This is a genomic window from Ideonella sp. (genome assembly GCF_041287625.1).
Classification (GTDB): domain Bacteria; phylum Pseudomonadota; class Gammaproteobacteria; order Burkholderiales; family Burkholderiaceae_C; genus Ideonella.
In genome coordinates, this window is the sequence record NZ_JBGGNH010000039.1 from 1 (window position 1) to 17,804 (window position 17,804).

Annotated in this window: 16 protein-coding genes and 1 pseudogene; 7 read left to right on the plus strand and 10 right to left on the minus strand. The window is 68.1% G+C overall.

Annotation, left to right across the window (positions count from 1 at the left end):
- A partial coding sequence (locus tag ACAH41_RS15785; RefSeq protein WP_370538365.1) for an NADPH-dependent FMN reductase occupies nucleotides 1-652 on the minus strand: 652 nt, incomplete at its 3' end.
- A 44-nt stretch (nucleotides 653-696) separates the two neighbouring features.
- On the opposite strand from ACAH41_RS15785, the gene ACAH41_RS15790 reads away from it, so the two are divergent.
- A complete protein-coding gene (locus ACAH41_RS15790; protein WP_325650035.1) occupies nucleotides 697-2,625 on the plus strand; it encodes a gamma-glutamyltransferase family protein in 1,929 nt (642 codons plus the stop codon).
- Between the two features lie 131 nt (nucleotides 2,626-2,756).
- Nucleotides 2,757-3,974, plus strand: a complete 1,218-nt coding sequence (locus ACAH41_RS15795) for a hypothetical protein (protein WP_325650033.1) — start codon at nucleotides 2,757-2,759, stop codon at nucleotides 3,972-3,974.
- A 136-nt stretch (nucleotides 3,975-4,110) separates the two neighbouring features.
- On the opposite strand, the gene ACAH41_RS15800 is transcribed toward ACAH41_RS15795, so the two are convergent.
- From ACAH41_RS15800 to ACAH41_RS15815, 4 genes are all read right to left on the minus strand, one after another.
- Nucleotides 4,111-5,841, minus strand: a complete 1,731-nt coding sequence (locus tag ACAH41_RS15800; RefSeq protein ID WP_325650032.1) for a methyl-accepting chemotaxis protein — start codon at nucleotides 5,839-5,841, stop codon at nucleotides 4,111-4,113.
- Nucleotides 5,842-6,034: 193 nt separating this feature from the next.
- Entirely contained in the window at nucleotides 6,035-6,925 is an 891-nt protein-coding gene (locus ACAH41_RS15805) for an ABC transporter permease (protein WP_325650031.1), read from the minus strand.
- Nucleotides 6,926-6,948: 23 nt separating this feature from the next.
- Entirely contained in the window at nucleotides 6,949-7,758 is an 810-nt protein-coding gene (locus ACAH41_RS15810) for an ABC transporter ATP-binding protein (RefSeq protein WP_325650029.1), read from the minus strand.
- A gap of 20 nt (nucleotides 7,759-7,778) precedes the next feature.
- Nucleotides 7,779-8,786: an ABC transporter substrate-binding protein gene (locus ACAH41_RS15815; RefSeq protein WP_325650028.1), complete on the minus strand. Its 1,008-nt coding sequence runs from the start codon at nucleotides 8,784-8,786 to the stop codon at nucleotides 7,779-7,781.
- A gap of 199 nt (nucleotides 8,787-8,985) precedes the next feature.
- On the opposite strand from ACAH41_RS15815, the gene ACAH41_RS15820 reads away from it, so the two are divergent.
- The gene (locus ACAH41_RS15820; protein WP_325650026.1) at nucleotides 8,986-9,660 is read left to right on the plus strand and encodes a response regulator transcription factor; all 675 of its coding nucleotides are present in this window, start codon (nucleotides 8,986-8,988) and stop codon (nucleotides 9,658-9,660) included.
- 85 nt (nucleotides 9,661-9,745) lie between these two features.
- Nucleotides 9,746-11,152: a sensor histidine kinase N-terminal domain-containing protein gene (locus tag ACAH41_RS15825; RefSeq protein WP_325650025.1), complete on the plus strand. Its 1,407-nt coding sequence runs from the start codon at nucleotides 9,746-9,748 to the stop codon at nucleotides 11,150-11,152.
- Between the two features lie 6 nt (nucleotides 11,153-11,158).
- On the opposite strand, the gene ACAH41_RS15830 is transcribed toward ACAH41_RS15825, so the two are convergent.
- Nucleotides 11,159-12,112, minus strand: a complete 954-nt coding sequence (locus ACAH41_RS15830; RefSeq protein WP_325650023.1) for a zinc-binding alcohol dehydrogenase family protein — start codon at nucleotides 12,110-12,112, stop codon at nucleotides 11,159-11,161.
- A 107-nt stretch (nucleotides 12,113-12,219) separates the two neighbouring features.
- Here ACAH41_RS15830 and ACAH41_RS15835 point away from each other — a divergent pair, with 107 nt between their 5' ends.
- On the plus strand, nucleotides 12,220-12,687 hold the full coding sequence (locus ACAH41_RS15835; RefSeq protein ID WP_325650021.1) for a MarR family transcriptional regulator: 468 nt from the start codon (nucleotides 12,220-12,222) through the stop codon (nucleotides 12,685-12,687).
- Between the two features lie 25 nt (nucleotides 12,688-12,712).
- Here the strand turns inward: ACAH41_RS15835 and ACAH41_RS15840 are convergent, their stop codons facing one another.
- The 4 genes and pseudogenes from ACAH41_RS15840 to ACAH41_RS15855 all read right to left on the minus strand — a co-directional run bounded on the left by ACAH41_RS15840 (nucleotide 12,713) and on the right by ACAH41_RS15855 (nucleotide 15,511).
- Complete coding sequence (locus ACAH41_RS15840) at nucleotides 12,713-13,075, minus strand: FKBP-type peptidyl-prolyl cis-trans isomerase (protein ID WP_325650116.1); 363 nt, start codon at nucleotides 13,073-13,075, stop codon at nucleotides 12,713-12,715.
- Nucleotides 13,070-13,417: pseudogene (locus ACAH41_RS15845) on the minus strand (FKBP-type peptidyl-prolyl cis-trans isomerase); the annotation flags it as partial. The gene ACAH41_RS15840 and the pseudogene ACAH41_RS15845, both read right to left, overlap by 6 nt.
- A 92-nt stretch (nucleotides 13,418-13,509) precedes the next feature.
- On the minus strand, nucleotides 13,510-14,409 hold the full coding sequence (gene gluQRS, locus ACAH41_RS15850; protein ID WP_325650019.1) for a tRNA glutamyl-Q(34) synthetase GluQRS: 900 nt from the start codon (nucleotides 14,407-14,409) through the stop codon (nucleotides 13,510-13,512).
- Nucleotides 14,410-14,518: 109 nt separating this feature from the next.
- Nucleotides 14,519-15,511 carry a LysR family transcriptional regulator gene (locus ACAH41_RS15855; protein WP_325650018.1) on the minus strand — a complete coding sequence of 331 codons (993 nt, stop codon included), beginning with the start codon at nucleotides 15,509-15,511 and terminating at the stop codon, nucleotides 14,519-14,521.
- 179 nt (nucleotides 15,512-15,690) lie between these two features.
- Here ACAH41_RS15855 and ACAH41_RS15860 point away from each other — a divergent pair, with 179 nt between their 5' ends.
- Together ACAH41_RS15860 and ACAH41_RS15865 are read left to right on the plus strand one after the other, a co-directional pair.
- Nucleotides 15,691-16,392 (plus strand): pirin family protein, encoded by a 702-nt coding sequence (locus ACAH41_RS15860; RefSeq protein WP_325650017.1) that lies wholly within the window; start codon nucleotides 15,691-15,693, stop codon nucleotides 16,390-16,392.
- A 147-nt stretch (nucleotides 16,393-16,539) separates the two neighbouring features.
- On the plus strand, nucleotides 16,540-17,760 hold the full coding sequence (locus tag ACAH41_RS15865) for a glycoside hydrolase family 5 protein (RefSeq protein ID WP_325650016.1): 1,221 nt from the start codon (nucleotides 16,540-16,542) through the stop codon (nucleotides 17,758-17,760).
- Nucleotides 17,761-17,804: the final 44 nt, after the last annotated feature.

Below are 17,804 nucleotides of genomic sequence, written 5' to 3' on the forward strand. Positions count from 1 at the left end.
CGGCCTCGGTCCACCAGGCCAGGTCGTCGGCGAATCGCCCGAACGAGCGCTCGAGCGATTCGCCCGGGCTACCGGTGGGCTTGCCGCCCGCATCCAGCGTCTGCGAGATGGGGCCGACGGCCAGCGTGCTCGAGATGACGACCATTCCCATCTCGGACAGGATCGAATGCCACAAGGTGCCCGAGCGCACACCGGAAAAACGCCCCGCCGAATAGCTGGCCACAGCGGCGGGACGCCAGAACCATTCCTCCAGGAAGTGGTCGGTCAGGTTCTTCAAGCCGGGCTGCGGGCCCCAGTTGTATTCGCCGGTCACGAAGACGAAGGCATCGGCCGTGCGGATCTTCTCCGCCAGTGCCTCCATGGCAGCCGGTGCCTCGCCCTTGGGGTACTCCTTGTACATGCGGTCCAGCATTGGCAGGTTCACCGCCTTCGCGTCGACCAGTTCGGCGGACGCGCCACGGGCGCCCAGTTCCTTGACGAGGTAGTCCGCCAGCCGGATGCCCATGCGGTCGGAGCGGTAGGAGCCATAAAACACCAGCACTTTGTCGGCCATGCAGTTCCTCCAGAATGTTTTGACGCGGCCCATCATCTTCGGGTTTGCGGCCTGCTTGTGAATCTCCCGGACGAGCACCCGGGCATCGTCCGGATGCATGACCTGCGGCGGGCTTTGCCGCAACCACGAGCAGAATCGCCGGCATGTCTGCTTTGCCATTGCGATTTTTCGGGCGCTGCGCCGCAGGGCTGCTGCTTGGCCTGCTGAGCCATGCGGCTGCGGCGAAGGCGCCGCTTCCCATCCTGCCGGCATCGGCGGCTTCCGAAGCCGCGCCCGTGGCCATGCCAGAAGCCGCAACCGGCTTCACTGCCAAGCCCGGCTGGTACTACCCACATGCGGCGGTGGCTGCAGCCAACCCGCTGGCGGCGGACGCGGGTGCGCGCATGTTGCGCGAGGGCGGCAGCGCGGCGGATGCGGCGGTCGCGGTTCAGATGGTGCTGGGCCTGGTCGAGCCGCAGTCCAGCGGCATTGGCGGTGGTGGTTTCCTGCTGTACTGGGACGGCAAGCAGGTGCAGGCCTGGGACGGGCGAGAGACGGCGCCTGCCGCGGCCGACGAGAAACTGTTCCTGCGGCCCGACGGCCAGCCCTCGAGCCTGCCGGGCCGCCCCAAGGGCGAAGCCGAAGCGCATCAGCGCGAAGGGATTCCCATGAGCATGGGCGAGGCAGTGCCGGGTGGCCGCGCGGTGGGTGTGCCTGGCGTGCTGCGCATGCTGGAAGCGATGCATCGCGAGCACGGCAAGCTGCCCTGGGCGCGGCTGTTCCAGCCGGCCATTGAGCTGGCCGAAGCCGGTTTCGAGCTGACGCCGCGGCCGGTGGCCTTGCTGGCCGAGGCCGATGCGGCCAAGCGCGACCCCGCCGCGCGCGCCTTCTACTACCAGCCCGGCCCGCCGGGCGCGGACCCGCAACCCTGGCCCGTCGGCCACCGGCTGCGCAACCCGGCGCTGGCCGAGATCCTGCGCCGCATTGCAAAGGACGGCAGCGCGGCGTTTTACCAGGGACCGGTGGCCACCGACCTGGTGCGCCGTGTGCGCGGCCACCCGAGCAACCCCGGCCGCATCACCGAGGCAGATCTCGCGGCTTACCAGCCCATCAAGCGCGAGGCCATCTGCACCGACTGGCGCGCGGTCTGGCGCGTCTGTGGTGTGCCGCCACCGTCGTCGGGTCACATCGCGATGATGCAGATCCTCGGCATGCTGGACGAACTGCCGCCTCTGCCCGGCAAGCCGCTGGACGCTGGCGGCCTGCCATCACCGGCCTTCCTGCATCGCTACGTCGAAGCCTCGCGCCTGGCCTTTGCCGACCGCGCGCAGTTCCTCGGCGACCCGGCCTTCGTGGCCGCGCCTGCTGGCGGTTGGCAAAGCCTGCTGGCGCCAGCCTACCTGCGCCAACGTGCGCTGCTGATCGGCGAACGGGCGGCCACCTCACCCGTCGCCGCTGGCCGCCCTGGCGATGAACGCGGTGCCTACGCGCCGCAGGCCGAGCAGCCCGAATACGGCACCAGCCACATCAGCATCGTCGACGCGCAAGGCAACGCCGTGTCGTTCACCACCACGGTCGAAGCCAGCTTCGGCACTGGCCTGCTGGCCGACGGTGGCACCGGCCTGGCCGGCGGGTACATCCTGAACAACCAGCTGACCGACTTCTCGTTCCGGCCAACCGACGCGCAGGGCAGGCCTGTGGCCAACCGCGTGCAGCCTGGCAAACGCCCGCGCTCCAGCATGAGCCCCACGCTGGTCTTCGACCGGCGCGATGGCCGGCTGCAGCTCAGCACCGGCGCAGCAGGCGGCGCGGTCATCATCCACTACACCGCCAAAGTGTTGCTGGGCATGCTGGCCTGGGACCTGGACCCGCAACAAGCCGCCAACCTGCCGAACTTCGGCAACTTCAACGGCAGCAGCACGCTGCTCGAAACCGGCCGCTTCCCACCGGCCACGGTGCAGGCCCTGAGCCAGCGCGGCCAGCAGGTCCAGCGGGTCGACCTGACCAGCGGCATCCAGGCACTGCAACGCCGCAAGGACGGCTGGGTGGGCGGCGCCGATCCGCGGCGCGAAGGGGAGGTGCGCGGACATTAGAAACCTCATTGCACCTGGCCCGATCGTGAGCGATTGCCAGGAATCGACTTGTGGCCGACATTCGCCTCGCATAAAATCCGAGTCGGTAAGATGGGTAATTTGCCCGGAAACTGATGTCGAAAGAAGCGCCCATGTTTCACCTTTCCTTGCGGACGGCCTGCGGTCTTGCACTCGTGGCGGCCGCCTCGTCCCTTGCGGCACCCGCAGCGGTTGCGGGCACCTTTGCCAAGAACGAAAAGGTCGTGGCCGCCCAGTTCGATCTGATCGACCCCGAATACAACCAGCAACGGGCCCAGTTCACCTGGACCGACAGCCTGGGCAATCTATGGGTGGCCGGCATTGACCGCTCGACGGGCCTGTTCAGCCCGGCCAATGGCAAGGGCACGCTGATCGACTCCGGGGCGTTGACCTCCTCGGAGGTGCAGAACATCGTTGGCAACGGACCCGAGTGGGCCCTTCATGCCAACGGCGACTTCATCGTCTACACCAAGTTCCTGCCGAACCAGGCGCACACCATGCCGAATGCACGGATGGCGATGGCGCAACTGGACGCTGCTGGCGCCTGGAACTGGCGCTGGCTGGCGTCCAGCCTCCCCCGCAACGCGCCGTATGCCAGCAAGAACGCGGGAGACGCCAACCCCAGCGTGACCTATGTGGACCCCCAGGGCAACCACTACCTGCGTGACTTGCTCTCGGGCACCAGCGAGCAACTGGTCTCCTGGTATCCGCAGTCGTACCGCTCGATGCGCCTGGTCAAGGGCGCCCGGGCCGTCTTGTTCGTGGCACCCGTCAACGGCGTCTCCCAGATCTTCCGGTTCGACTATGACAGCCAGGCGCTGGCTCAGATCACCTTCGACGATGGCGACAAGGACATCCATTCGGTGCCCTGGTCCTGGCAGGCCCCCGAATTCGCGAACGATTTCCTGATCTCGACACTGGTCAACGACACCGAGCTGCGGGTTTATCGCCAGGTCGATGGCACCGGCCCGTACACCTTGATCTCCAGCCAGTTCACCCCCAATGCGGGCACCATGAACTCGCCCGAGCCCTTCACGTACAACGGCAAGTCGTACCTGTTCTTCGCGGTGGCGCCTGCAGGCACCAACTCGCCGACATCGATCTACCTGACCGATCTTGGTGTCAAGCCCTTGATGCGGCAACTCACCCCCACCGACAACAGCCATCTGCGGCTGGATCCGGAAGTGTTCGCCACCGCAGCGGGCCCGGTGATCTACTTCAACCGCTACAACCCCAAGGCCGCCCCCACCGACCCCAAGGGTCCGCTTGCCTCCGAGGGCATCTTTTCTTCCTACACGGGAATTGGTCCAGGGCCAGCGCCGACGAATTGAATCGCGCGGCGGGATCGTCCCGCCATGCTGGCCGCAGCGGAATTGGGACTGCACCACACCGGTTTGCCTGCAGCAGTTCACTCGCTTGCACAAACGAAAACACCCGGCCAAGGCCGGGTGTTTTGCTTTCAGCCGCTCAGAACTGCGCCCAGTCGCCATCGGCGCGCGTTGCCGTCGCGATGGCCTGGGGCTTGGCCGCGCTCGGTGCGGTGGGCGCTGCCTTCGTCGTGCGAGGGCGAACGGCCGCAGCCGGGGCCGGACGCCGCGCAGGTGCGGCCGGCGCAGCGGCTGTCACCGCAGGTGCTTCGGACGAGCGGAACACCGACACCGCCTGCAAAAGCTGGCTGGCCTGCAGCTTCAGGCTTTCGGTGGCGGCTGCCGTCTGCTCGACCAATGCTGCGTTCTGCTGCGTGGCCTGGTCCATCTGCGTGACGGCTTCGCCGACCTGGACGACGCCTGCGCTTTGTTCGCGGCTGGCCGAGCTGATCTCGCCGACGATATCGGTCACCCGGCGGATGGAGGTCACGACCTGCGACATGGTGTTGCCGGCGCGATCAACCAGCACCGTGCCGTGGGACACACGCTCCACGCTGTCGTTGATCAGCTTCTTGATCTGGCGCGCGGCCTCGGCGCTGCGCTGGGCCAGGCTGCGGACCTCGCCCGCCACCACCGCAAAGCCACGGCCCTGTTCGCCCGCCCGCGCGGCCTCCACCGCGGCATTCAGCGCGAGGATGTTGGTCTGGAAGGCAATGCCGTCGATGACGCCGATGATGTCGGCAATCTTGGCGCTGCTGGTGTGGATGCCCTTCATGGTCTCCACCACCTCGGCCACCACCTGGCCGCCATCGCTGGCCACCGAGGAGGCACTCTGGGCCAGCTGGTTGGCCGTCTGTGCGCTGTCGGCGTTCTGTTGCACGGTGGCAGACAGTTGCTCCATCGAGGCCGCCGTCTCTTCCAGCGCTGAAGCCTGGGATTCGGTGCGGCTGGACAGCTCCTGCGTGCCATCGGCGATCTCGCTGGAGGCTTGCGCAACGGCCTGGGCCGACTGCTGGACCTGCTGGATCATGCGTGCCATCTGGTCGCGCATCACCGAGAGGTGGAACAGCAGGCTGTGGGCGTCGCCGCCTGGCAGCGTGAAGCGCGAGCGCAGGTCGCCTTCGGCGATGTGGCGGGCCATGTCCACGGCCTGCTGAGGGTCGCCGCCGAGCTGGCGCGTCACCGAGCGGTGGATCATCACGCTCAGCACGATGCCCAGCACCAGCGCCGAGCCGAACAGCGCGAGGAAAGCGGTGGCCGTGCGCTCCACCGAGGTTGCCGTGGCCTCGATGTCGTCCTTGACCGACTGGTCGCACAGCGCGACCACCTTCAGGAAGGGCTCGCGCACCAGCACATGCAGGCGGTCGGTGTTGGTGCGGATTTCCTTCAGCGCAGCCTCGGTGTCGCCGGCATCGGCAGCGGCGTAGACCTTGGCCAGCGATGCTTTGTACTGCAGCCAGGCATCGTCCACTTCCTTGGACAGGGCCGTGAGGGCTGGATCGTCCTTGCGTGAGTGCAGGTAGTCGAAGGCCTGGACGATGTCCTGCTCGGCCTTTTCGTTGATGGCAATGGTGTCGCGCCGCGAGTTCGGGTTGCCGAGGTTCGGGAAGACATACGGGTAGGCGCGGCGGAAGTGGGTGGCCATCTGCCGGGCTGCCACCGTCATGGTCTGCATCGGCACCAGCGTGTCCTGGTACATCTCGCGTTCGCCGTGGCTGACCCGCCGCAGTTGGGTGATGCCCAGGGTCCCCATGCACAGAATGACGACGAGGAAAAACGCGGTCAGGACAACAAGTCGGCGTGACAGGCTGAGGCGTTGCAAGAACTGCATGGAGGTTTCCTGTTGGAAGGGCGATGCCAGGGATTGGTGATGTGCGGGTTTTCTCTGAGTGTCTCGGCCGGCCGGCGCCACCGATCTTCCGAAATGACAGGGCTTTGCATGCCTTTGTGGGCATCAACGACAACGGGGCGCCGAAGCGCCCCGTTGGACGAGGCCTGCATGGCCCCGAAGAAATGGTTTGGCGTCAGAACGCCGCCGGCCGCCACTTCAGCAGGCGCTTCTCGGCGCGGCTGAGCAGGAAGTCCGCTGCGAGCGCGACGATGGCCAGCACGATCATCGCGGCGAACACGCCGCTGGCGTTGAAGGCGCCCTGGGCTGTGGAGATCAGCAGGCCAATGCCTTCCTTGGCGCCCAGGAACTCGCCGACCACTGCACCGACCAGCGCAAAGCCGAAGCTCACGTGCAGGCTGGCCAGGATCCAGGACATCGCCGACGGAATCACCACCGCCATCGTCAGCTGGCGCGGCGAGGCGCCGAGGATCTGGGCGTTGGCAATCATGTACTTGTCCGCCTCGCGCACGCCCTGGAAGGCATTGCCGAAGACGACGAAGAACACCATCACCACCGCCAGCGCCACCTTCGAAGCCATGCCCAGGCCCAGTGCGATCACGAAGACCGAGCCCAGCACCACGCGGGGAATCGAGTTGGCGATCTGGATGTACAGGCTGAAGACGTCCGACAGCAGCTTGTTACGGCCCAGCAGGATGCCGCAGATCACACCGGCCACCGAGCCGATCAGGAAGCCCAGCACGGTTTCTTCCAGCGTCACCGCCACCTGGCGCCACAGCGAGCCTTGCGAGGTGCCCTCGGTGCTCCATTCGACCAACTGGTTCCAGATCAGCGAAGGCTGCGAGTAGAAGAACGGGTCGATCCACTTCAGGCGCGCGGCGAGTTCCCAGCCGCCCAGCGTGACGACGAGCACCGCCAGGCGCAGGCCGATGATCATCAGGCGGCGCCGTTTGATGGCGGCATGGGCGACTTCGGATTCCTTGGCCAGCGCGGCTTCGCTGAGCGCGGCGGGCAGGGCGGCAGCGCCGGGCTTGGCGCCGGCAACGGGAGAGGCGAGGGCGGTCATGATGATGTCTCCTGGTGTGCGGCTCAATGGATGTCGACTTCTTCGCGCAGGTCGGCCCAGATGCGCTTGGACAGCTCGATGAAGCGCGGGTCGTAGCGCACCTCGCTCATCACGCGCGGCCGCGGCAGGTCGATCTCATAGACTCGCTTCAAGGTGGCCGGCCGGGCCGACAGCACGAACACCCGGTCCGCCAGTGCCACGGCCTCTTCCAGGTCGTGCGTGACGAAAACCACCGAGCCGCCGGTGCTGGACCACAGCTTCAACAGTTCGTCCTGCATCAGCGTGCGGGTCTGCATGTCCAGGGCAGAGAAAGGCTCGTCCATCAGCAGGATTTCCGGCTTGTTGATGAAGGTCTGCGCCAGCGCCACGCGCTTGCGCATGCCGCCCGAGAGCTGGTGCGGGTAGTGCTTGTCGAAACCGGCCAGGCCCACCTTCTGGATCCAGTGCTGGGCCAGCGCCAGAGCTTCCTTCTTGGCCATGCCGCGGAACAGCGGGCCGGCGGCCACGTTCATCAGCACGCTGCGCCACGGGAACACCGCGTCGGCCTGGAACACGAAGCCAATGCGCGGGTCGATGCCGTCCACCGGCTGGCCCATCACCTGCACCTTGCCCACCGTGGGCTTGAGCAGGCCAGTCACCATGTTCAGCGTGGTCGACTTGCCGCAGCCGGTCGGCCCGACGATGGCGATGAACTCGCCACGCGCGACCGACATCGAGAAGTTGCGCAGCGCGACGGTGGCGTCGCCGTCCGCGGAAATGAAGCGCAAGGAGACGTTGTCGAAATCAATGGCTGGCGCCCCAGGCGCGGCATTCAAAGGCAGGACGGTGCTCATGACGGCTGCTCCTTCGTTTCTCACTTCGCCGCCAGGAAGGCGTTGGTGTAGGTCTTGGACAGGTCGATGTTCTTGCCCTTGATGGCCGGCTTGGTCGCGGCCAGCACCTTCAGCACCGTCTCCGGGCCGCCGGCGGGCATCTTGCCGTCGGCGGTGAACATCGGCAGCGAAGCCTTCAGCGCGGACACGTACAGCGGCTTGTCGTTGCCGTAGTAGTCCTTGGGCATCTTCTCGGCGATGTCTTCGGCCGAGTGGGTGCTGATGTACTGCATGGTCTTGGCGAAGGCGCGGGCCATCTTGGCGGCCAGGTCCTTGTGCTCGGCCGCCCAGCTGTTCTGCACATACAGGCTGGCCGCGGGGTACAGGCCGCCCAGCGCAGCGCGCGTGCCTTCTTCGGTGCGCAGGTCCACCATCACCTGCGCGTCGCCGGTCTTCAGCAGCTGGGCGATGGTGGGCTCGGTCGTCATGCCGCCTTCGATGCGGTCCTGCTTGATGGCGGCGATGAAGGTGTTGCCCGCGCCCACCGGCAGCAGCGAGTAGTCCTTGCTGGGCACGCCCTTGCTCTCGGCCAGATAGCGGGTCAGGAAGTCGGTGGACGAGCCCAGGCCGGTCACGCCCAGCGTCTTGCCCTTGGCATCGGCCATGCTCTTGAAGGTGGGCGCGGCCTTGGTCGAGACCATTTGCGCTTCGCCCGGTACCTTGCACAGCACAGCAATCGCCTGGATCTCCTTGCCCTTGCTCTGCAGGTCGATGGTGTGGTCGTAGAAGCCCACCACGCCTTGCACCGCACCGGCGATCAGCTGGTTCTCGGCGTCCACGCCGGCCGGCTGCGACTGCAGGTCGACCACCAGGCCTTCGTCCTTGAAGTACCCCAGCACCTCGGTCAGCTTGGCCGGCAGGTAGATGATCTTGTTGATGCCGCCGACCATGATGGTCACGGTGTTGGCATCGGCGGCGTGGGCCGGTGCGCTGGCGGCCAGCGCGGCGAACAGGCTGGCGGCGAGCAGGGTGCAGCGGGGGAAGTGCATGCGAGTCTCCTTTGTTTGATGGGTTCACTGTAGGCAGCCGCGTCCTTCTGCCAGCTTTCGGCGAGGGCGGCCAATCCTGCTGGTTTTCCCTAGCGAAGGCGGCTTCGACAGGCTCAGCCCAAGCGCAGAGCCGATGGCCTGGCCTCGATGCGAACGGCCTGCGCTCCGTAGAATCAGACGCCTCCCCGAACCCCGTCCCATGAAACTCCTGCTGGTTGAAGACAACGCCGAACTGGCGCACTGGCTCGCCAGCCTGTTGCGCGAACAGGCCTTCGTGGTCGACCATGTGGACAGCGGCGACGCGGCCGACCTGCAACTGCAGCAGCAGCGTTACGACGTGGTGCTGCTGGACCTGAACATCCCCGGCCTGCCCGGCAAGGGCGTGCTGCGTCGGCTGCGCGAGCGGCGTGACGCCGTGCCGGTCATCGTGCTCACGGCCACCGCCTCTCTGGACCAGAAGGTGCTGTGCCTGGAGATCGGCGCGGACGACTACATGGTCAAACCCATCGAGGGCCGCGAACTGGTGGCGCGCATCAAGGCCCTGGTGCGGCGGCAGATGCCGGGCAAGGCCAACGAGATTGCCTGCGGCGACCTGCTGTACGACCTGCGCACGCGCCAGTTCTCGCTGGCCGGCGCCGAGCTGGCGCTGCCGCCGCGCGAGCGCACGCTGCTCGAAACCCTGATGCTCAAGGCCGGCAGCACGGTCGACAAGCAGGCCTTGCTCGACAGCATCTACGGCCTGGACGACGAACCCAGCCTGGACGCTTTGGAGCTCTACGTGCACCGCCTGCGCAAGAAGCTGGAAACCAGCCAGGCCACCATCATCACGCTGCGCGGCCTGGGCTATTTGCTGCGCACGCGCGATGAGAGCTGAGAAGCTGCTCACAAGGAAACGCCGGGCCGCCCCAAGTTTCCTTGACCCCCTCGGGGGGCGGGTCGGGCGAAGTCCGGCCCTGGGGGTGCTCACCAGCCTTCGCGCGCGGCTGGCGGTGTGGCTGCTGCTGCCGCTGTCGTTGTTTGTCGCACTCTGCGGTTGGCTGAACTGGCGCAATGCCGCGGCGCTGGCCGACTACGTGCAGGACCGCGACCTGCTGGCCTCGGCCAAGGTGCTGGCCGAGCGGCTGATCTGGGAGGGTGATGCGATCCAGGCCACGGTGCCGCCGTCTGCGCTCAGCCTGTTCCGCTCGGAGGCGCGGGACCGGGTTTTCCTCAGTGTCACCGATGCCGATGGCCGCCTGCTCGCCGGCTCGCCCAACTTCCCGCTGCCGGCCCAGCTGCAGTTGCAGGGCGTTGATCAGGCGCAGTGGTACGACACCGAGTTCGACGGCCTGCCGCTGCGCGCCGTCATCACCCGGCGTGACATGTACGAGGTCGGCGGCGGCCATCCGGTCTCGCTGATCGTCAGCAAGACGACAGGCAGCCGCGACCACATGCTGCGCGCGCTGTTCTGGCCGGCCATGGAGTTCCTGCTGCTGGCCCTTGCGCTGGCCATCGTGCTGGCCACTTTGGCCCTGACCTGGGAACTGCGCCCGGTGCTGCGCCTGCGCGAGCAACTCGCCCAGCGCGACCCGCTGCGGCTGGACTTCAAGGTCGACACCCGCGGCCTGCACAGCGAGCTGCGCCCGGTGGCCGACACGTTGAACCGCTTCGTCGCCCAGCTGCGCGCGCACAGCGAGGCCCAGCGCCGCTTCATTGCGGATGCCGCCCACCAGCTGCGCACGCCGCTGGCGCTGCAAGCCTCGCAGATCGAGTTCGCCCGCTACACCCGCGAGCATCGCAAGAACTGGGACACCCGCCGCGAGGACATGGACACGCTGTGGCGCGAAATGCAGGCCAGCAACCGCCGGCTCATCGCCGTCACCAACAAGCTGCTGCTGCTGGCCCAGGCCGAGCACGCCGACGTGCGCACCCGGCTCGCTCCGCTGGACCTGGGCCAGGCCGCGCTGCGCTGCGTGGAGCAACTCGCTGCGCTGGCCGACCGCCGCGGCATCGATCTCGGGCTGGACCTGCCCGCAAGCGGCGCGGCCGTGCAAGTGATGGCCGAGCCGGCGCTGCTGGACGCGCTGATCAGCAACCTGCTGGACAACGCACTGCGCTACACCCAGGAAGGCGGCCGCGTGACGGTGGGTGTGCAGGCCCTGGCCGAAGGCGGCGCCGAGCTGACGGTGGAAGACAACGGCCCAGGCATCGCGCCCGAGGCCTTGCCCCGCGTTTTCGAGCGCTTCTTCCGCGCGGCGGGCGACACCGAAGGCTCGGGCCTCGGCCTGGCCATCGTGCGCGAGATCAGCGATGCGTTTGGCGCCAGCGTCGAGCTGCAGCCGGCCACGCCGCAGGGCTTGCGGGCGGTGGTGCGCTGGCCGGCCTGAGCCAGCTCAGGGCCGAAGCACGATGCGCGATGCGCTGTCATCGTCGGCCCAAACGCGCCCCACCTCGGCCAGCGGCACCACACGCGTCGCAATCTCGAAGCCTGCTGCCGGGGCCGCCGCAAGCACGCCCTGAATGGCCTTGAACAGCCGTGGCATGGGCACGCTGCCGATGCCGCTGCCCATCAGCTGCAGCGCGGTGGAACGCAGCGCGGCGGCCGGCAGCGCGATGTCCGCGCCGCTGATTGCGCCGATCTGCACGAAGCGCACCGGCAAGCCATCCGGGCTGGCCTTCGCAGCGGCGACGATCAGCGTTTCGGCGCTGGTGCCCCACAGGTAGTCCAGCACGATGTCCACGCCTTGCGCGAACTCGTGCTGGAAGGCCTGTGCCATCGTCTCGCGGTCCTGCGTCAGCGCAATCGTCACGTCCGCACCCAGCCGCCGCAGGTCGTCGAACGCGCCGGTGTTGCGAGCGGTGGCAATGACCTTTTTCGCCCCCAGGTGCTTGGCCACCTGGATCGCCAGCCGGCCGGAAGCGCCGGTGGCGCCGTTGATCCACACGGTCTCGCCAGCGCGCATCTGCGCACGTTCGGCCAGCGCCGCCCAGGACGACATCGCGGGAATGACCATCGCGGCGGCGGTTTCGTCGGCCAGGCCATCGGGCAAGCGCAACAGCCGTTTTGCGTCGACCAGGCAGTGCTCGGCCATCGCGCCGTACGGGTGCTCGGGCATCAGGAAATAGACGCGCTGGCCGTCTTCGGTCAGGCCCGTGCCGTCCACGCCCGGAATGAGGGGCAGGGCGCCGCTGGCGCTGTAGTGCTTGCCTGAGGCGCGGCCACGGGTCACATGGCTGATGGCCGAAGCCGTGACCCGGATGAGCTGTTTGCCGGGGCTGGCCACCGGAGTTTCAAAGTCGCCAAAGACCGGGGCCTGGCCCGCTTGCGTCACGATCGCTGCTTTCATATACAACTCCGTTCAGTGCGCGGCGGGCCACATGCCTCTCGCGCTGGTTAGATTTCAGAATGGGTGTATTTTGCACCCATTTGACCAAACGCTTCCACCCAAAGCCCATGAAACGAGAAATGCTGCAGCTTCGCGAGGCCTTGATGGACCTCACCGGCGTGTTGAACCGGCCCCAGCCGGACGCCGCCTTGATCGCAATGGCCGGCATCGACCTGGACCGCGCGCTGTTCCCGCTGCTGGTGCGCATCGAGCGGCACGGGCCGCTGGGCATCAAGGAACTGGCCGAGCTGTGTGGGCGGGACTACACGACGGTCAGCCGGCAGGTCACGAAGCTGGAGAGCCTGGGCCTGGCGGCCCGGCAGGTGCACGAGCAGGACGCCCGCATCAAGCAGGCGGTCATCACCGAGAGGGGCAGGGTGATGACCACGGCGCTGGACGGCGCGAGGGAGAAGATCATCACCTCGCTGCTCGCCGATTGGGACAAGCAGGAGCTTGCCGATTTGTCACGCCTGCTGCGCAAGCTGGCGGACGATGCGCTGCGCTTCGTGCAGGCGGAGAAGGCGCGGCAGGCCTGAGAGCGCCCAGACCCGCCGCCTGGGCTCAAACGCCCAGCAGTTCGACCTCGAACACCAGCGTGGCGTTCGGCGGGATCACGCCGCCTGCGCCGCGCTTGCCGTAGCCCAGGTGCGGCGGGATGACCAGCACGCGCTTGCCGCCGACCAGCATGCCTTGCACGCCTTCGTCCCAGCCGCGGATCACCATGCCGGCGCCCAGGTCGAACTCGAAGGGTTCGTTGCGGTCCTTGCTGGAGTCGAACTTGCGGCCGCGGTTGTCCGGGGCGGCAGCATCGAACAGCCAGCCGGTGTAATGAACGGTCACGCTGTTGCCTTCGACGGCCTCGGCGCCTTCGCCAATCACCAGGTCCGTCTTCTGCAGCGAAGCGAGCTCTGGCGTGGGCAGCAGTTCGACCTCGAAGACCAGCGTGGCGTTCGGCGGGATCACGCCACCGGCGCCACGCGGGCCGTAGCCAAGCTCGGGCGGAATGGTCAGGATGCGGGTGCCGCCGACCAGCATGCCCTGCACGCCTTCGTCCCAGCCGCGGATCACCATGCCGGCGCCCAGGTCGAATTCGAAGGGCTCGCCGCGGTCCTTGCTGGAGTCGAACTTGCGGCCACGGTTGCCGGGCGCCGCCGGGTCGAACAGCCAGCCGGTGTAGTGCACGGTCACGCTCTGGCCGGCCTTGGCCGCTTCGCCGCTGCCGGTGGCCACGTCTTCGTACTGCAGGCCGCTGGGGGTGGTCGTCATGGATGTTCTCTTTCGTCCCGAAGGGTCGTGAATCAGGGGCAGCATGATGCCACTGACCGATGACATCGCCAGTCCCGTGGGTGCGGCCGACTTCAGGGTGCGTGCAAAGCACGCCAGGCCGCCACGGCCTGCGCCAGCCAGTCGGCCGGCGCGGTGTTGTCGCCGTCGGCTGGCAGTAATGGCAGTTCCAGCGCATCCGCCGCCGTCCGCAGCGCCCGGCGCACGTCGGCCGGCCGCTCCAACTGCAGCGGCTGGGCGCCGTTCTGCTTGGAGAGTTTCTGCCCGTCCGCGGCCAGCACCAGCGGCGTGTGCAGGTAGCGCGGCGTGGGCAGCCCCAGCGCACGCTGCAGGTGGACCTGGCGCGGCGTGTTGTCGGCCAGGTCCTCGCCGCGCACCACGTCGCTGACCTGCTGCGCCGCATCGTCCACCACCACCGCGAGCTGGTAGGCCCACAGGCCGTCGGCGCGCTTGAGCACGAAGTCGCCGACCTCGGCGCAAAGGTCCTGTGCCTGCGCGCCCAGGCGGCGGTCGTGCCATGTGAGCAGCCCAGCCGATTCACAGCGCAGGCGCCAGGCGCGCGCCGGCTTGCCGTGCAGGCCGTTGCGGCAGGTGCCGGGGTAGACCCGCTCGCCGTGGCGCGGCGGCAGTGCGCCTTGCGCGGCCAGCGCGTTCAGGATGTCCTGCCGGCTGCAGCCGCAGGGGTAGGCCAGATCACTCGCCACCAGTTGCTGCAAGGCCGCCGCATAAGCCTCGCCGCGCCGGGACTGCCACCACACCTCGCCATCCGGCAGCAGCCCGCAGGCAGCCAGCTGCGCGAGGATGGCCTCGCCCGCACCGGCCACGCAGCGCGGCGTGTCCACGTCCTCGATGCGCACGCGCCACTGGCCGCCATGCGCGCGCGCGTCCAGCCAACTGGCCAGCGCGGCGACCAGCGAGCCGGCGTGCAGCAGGCCGGTGGGTGAGGGGGCGAAGCGACCGATGTAGTTGCTCATGTGACCGCAGGCACGTCAGGACGCAGCTGGCGCCGGGCCGCCCCAAGGCAGCTCGGCAACCCGCTCGGCGGGTGGTGAGCCGCATGTCGGCGAACCGGGTGCGCCATTCCTAGTCCACGTCTGAGACCAACCCGCTCTGGGGATTCAGCAGCGCATGTCGCGTGGCCGGGCTCTCCAGCTGCTGCAGCCACCACTGCAGTGCCAGCCCCTGCGGCGCCTTGCGCGGCTGGCTGACCGACGCGGCGCGCCAGGCGTAGGCCATGGTGGCCACGCGCTGCTGGCGCTGCACCTGCTTGACCACCAGCCGGCCCAGGCGGATGTGGTCGCGCACGAGCGGCTCGGGCACGAAGCCGCAGCCCAGGCAGCGCAGCTGGGCCTCGATCTTGGTGTGCATGGTCGGCACGGTCAGCACGTCTTGCCCGGGCAGCAGGTTGACGGTCATCGGCGACAGGCGCTGGGCCGAGTCGGCCACGGCGATGGCGCGGTGGCGCAGCAGCTCGGCATCGTCGATGGGGCCTTCGAAAGTGGCGAGCGGGTGGTGCGGCGCCACGGCGAAGACAAACGGCACCTCGCCCAGCGGCCGCAGCTCGATGCCAGGCGAAAGCACGCTGTCGCCCGGCACGCCGATGGCGAGGTCTGCCTGGCCCGAGGTCAGCGCCTCCCAGGTGCCGGCCAGCACCTCGGTGCGCAGCCGCAGCCGCGTGCCGGGGCCGTCCTGGCCGCCATTGGGGCGCACGGCGTAGAAGGCCTCGCACAGCTCCAGCACCGTCAGCCGGGACAGCACACCGTCCACCGCCACCGTCAGCTGGGTCTCCCAGCCGGTGGACACGCGCCGCACCCGGTTGGCCACCGCGTCCATCTGCGCCAGCAGGCGCCGGCCTTCCTGCAGCAGCTCCTCGCCGGCGGCGGTGAGCTGCGCCTGGCGCGAGCGGCGGTCGAACAGCAGCACGTCCAGCGCGTCTTCGAGCTGGCGCACGCTGTAGGTCAGCGCCGAAGGCACCTTGCCGAGCTCGCGCGCGGCGGCGGCAAAGCTGCCGGTGCGGGCAATGGTGTCCATCATCGACAAGGCGTCGGGCGTGAGGGCTTGGCGGCGGTCTGTCATGGGGCGGTGGCAGTTGGGGGAGGCATAAAGACTGAATGCAAAAGCGCTTGGGCATTCATCTTATTTGAAAGCTCGCTTCAAGCCACCACCGCCGCATCAGAGGGCCCCAGACCTACATTGGATTCACCGCGACGCAAGGCCTTCCGCCTCCACCGCCGCTTCACACGGAGATGCTCACCATGATCACCCTGCGCAAGTCTGAAGACCGCGGCTATGCCGACCACGGCTGGCTGAAGAGCTTCCACACCTTCTCGTTTGCCGACTATCACGACCCGGCCCACATGGGCTTTGGCAACCTGCGTGTCATCAACGAAGACCGCATCGCCCCGGGCACCGGCTTTGGCACCCATGGCCACCGCGACATGGAAATCGTCAGCTACGTGCTGGAAGGCGGCCTGGGCCACAAGGACAGCCTGGGCACCGGCGCCACCATCCAGCCTGGCGAAGTGCAGCGCATGACGGCCGGCACCGGCGTGCGCCACAGCGAGTTCAACCACGCCGAAGGCCAGACCACGCACTTCATGCAGATCTGGCTGCTGCCCAAGGCCGCCGGTCTGGCACCTGGCTACGAGCAGAAGGCTTTCAGCACCGAGGAAAAGCGCGGCAAGCTGCGCCTGGTGGCCTCGCCTGAAGGCCGCGACGGTGCGGTAACGCTGAACGCCGACGCTTCGATCCGCGCCGGTCTGTTCGACGGTGACGAATCGGCCGAGCTGGCGCTGAACCCGGCCCGCAAGACCTGGGTGCACCTGGCCCGCGGCAAGCTGACGGTCAACGGCCAGCAGCTCTCTGCCGGTGACGCCCTGGCGCTGACCGGCGAGCACCAGCTGGAAATCAGCGGCGGGCAGGGCGCCGAAGTGCTGGTGTTCGACCTGGCGGCTTGATCGCCTGAGCGCGGGCAGCGGCAGCCCCTGATGTCGCCTGGCAACAAACGCGTCTGTATGTTGCCGGGCGCCCAGAAACACCGGCTGCCGCCCAGGCCAGGCATGAGAATCCGGCTTTCGCCCCGCTGAGGGGCCGCCGGAGACCTCATGCCCCCGCTGCGTCGTTTGTCCCTCGTCCTCCTCGGTGCCTTGGCAGGCGCTGCCGCCCAAGCCGGCAACCTGCCTGCCGGCTACGCCAAGTGCGCCACGGATGGCCAGACCTGCAGCTTCAAGGGCGCGCGCCAGGTCGCCTACGGCGCGGCCGGCAAGTTCGCCTACGGCACCTATGTTGGCGGCGTGGCCTGCACGCTGGCCAGCTTCGGCGGCGTGGACCCGAACCCCGCCAAGCCCGCCAAGGTCTGCTCCTACAACAAGCAGAAGATCAACACCAGCAGCCCGGTGCCGGCCTATCGAGGCGTGAGCCTGGCCGGCGCGGAGTTTGGTTCCGCTGTGCCGGGCACCTACGGCGTCGACTACATCTATCCGACGCAAGGCGAGGTCGGCTACTTCGCCGGCAAGCAGATGAACACCGTGCGGCTGCCGTTCCGCTGGGAGCGGCTGCAGCCGGCGCTGAACACGGCGTTCGACAGCGCCGAATGGGGCCGGCTCAACGGCTTCGTGGCCGCTGCCACCGCCAGCGGCGTCACCGTGGTGCTGGACCCGCACAACTACGCCCGCTACAACGGCAACGTCGTTGGCGCCGGTGTGTCCAATGCCGCTTTTGCGGACCTCTGGTCGCGCCTGGCCACCGCCTACAAAGGCAATGACCGTGTCGTCTTCGCGCTGATGAACGAGCCGCACGACATGCCCACCGAGCAATGGCTGGCCGCGGCCAACGCCGCCATTGCCGCGATTCGCACCGCGGGCGCCGGCAACCTGGTGCTGGTGCCCGGCAATGCCTGGACCGGCGCGCACAGCTGGAGCGACAGCTGGTACGGCACGCCCAACGCCACCGTGATGCTCGGCGTGGTGGACCCGGCGGACCGATACGCCTATGAGGTGCACCAGTACCTGGACAGCGACAGCTCCGGCAACTCGGCCAGCTGCGTCAGCACCACCATCGGCGTGGAACGCCTGAGCGGCTTCACCGCCTGGCTGCGCAGCCACGGCAAGCGCGGCTTCCTCGGCGAATTCGCAGGTGGCAACAACGCTACCTGCCAGGCGGCGGTCACCGGCATGCTGGACCACCTCGGCGCCAACCGGGACGTGTGGAATGGCTGGACCTGGTGGGCGGCCGGCCCGTGGTGGGGCAGCTACATGTATTCGATCGAACCGCAGAACGGCACCGACGCGCCGCAGATGAATTGGCTCGCGCCTTACCTGCCTTGACGGCGGGCTGAAGAAGCGGTGGCTGCCCGGTACAGTCCGGGCCC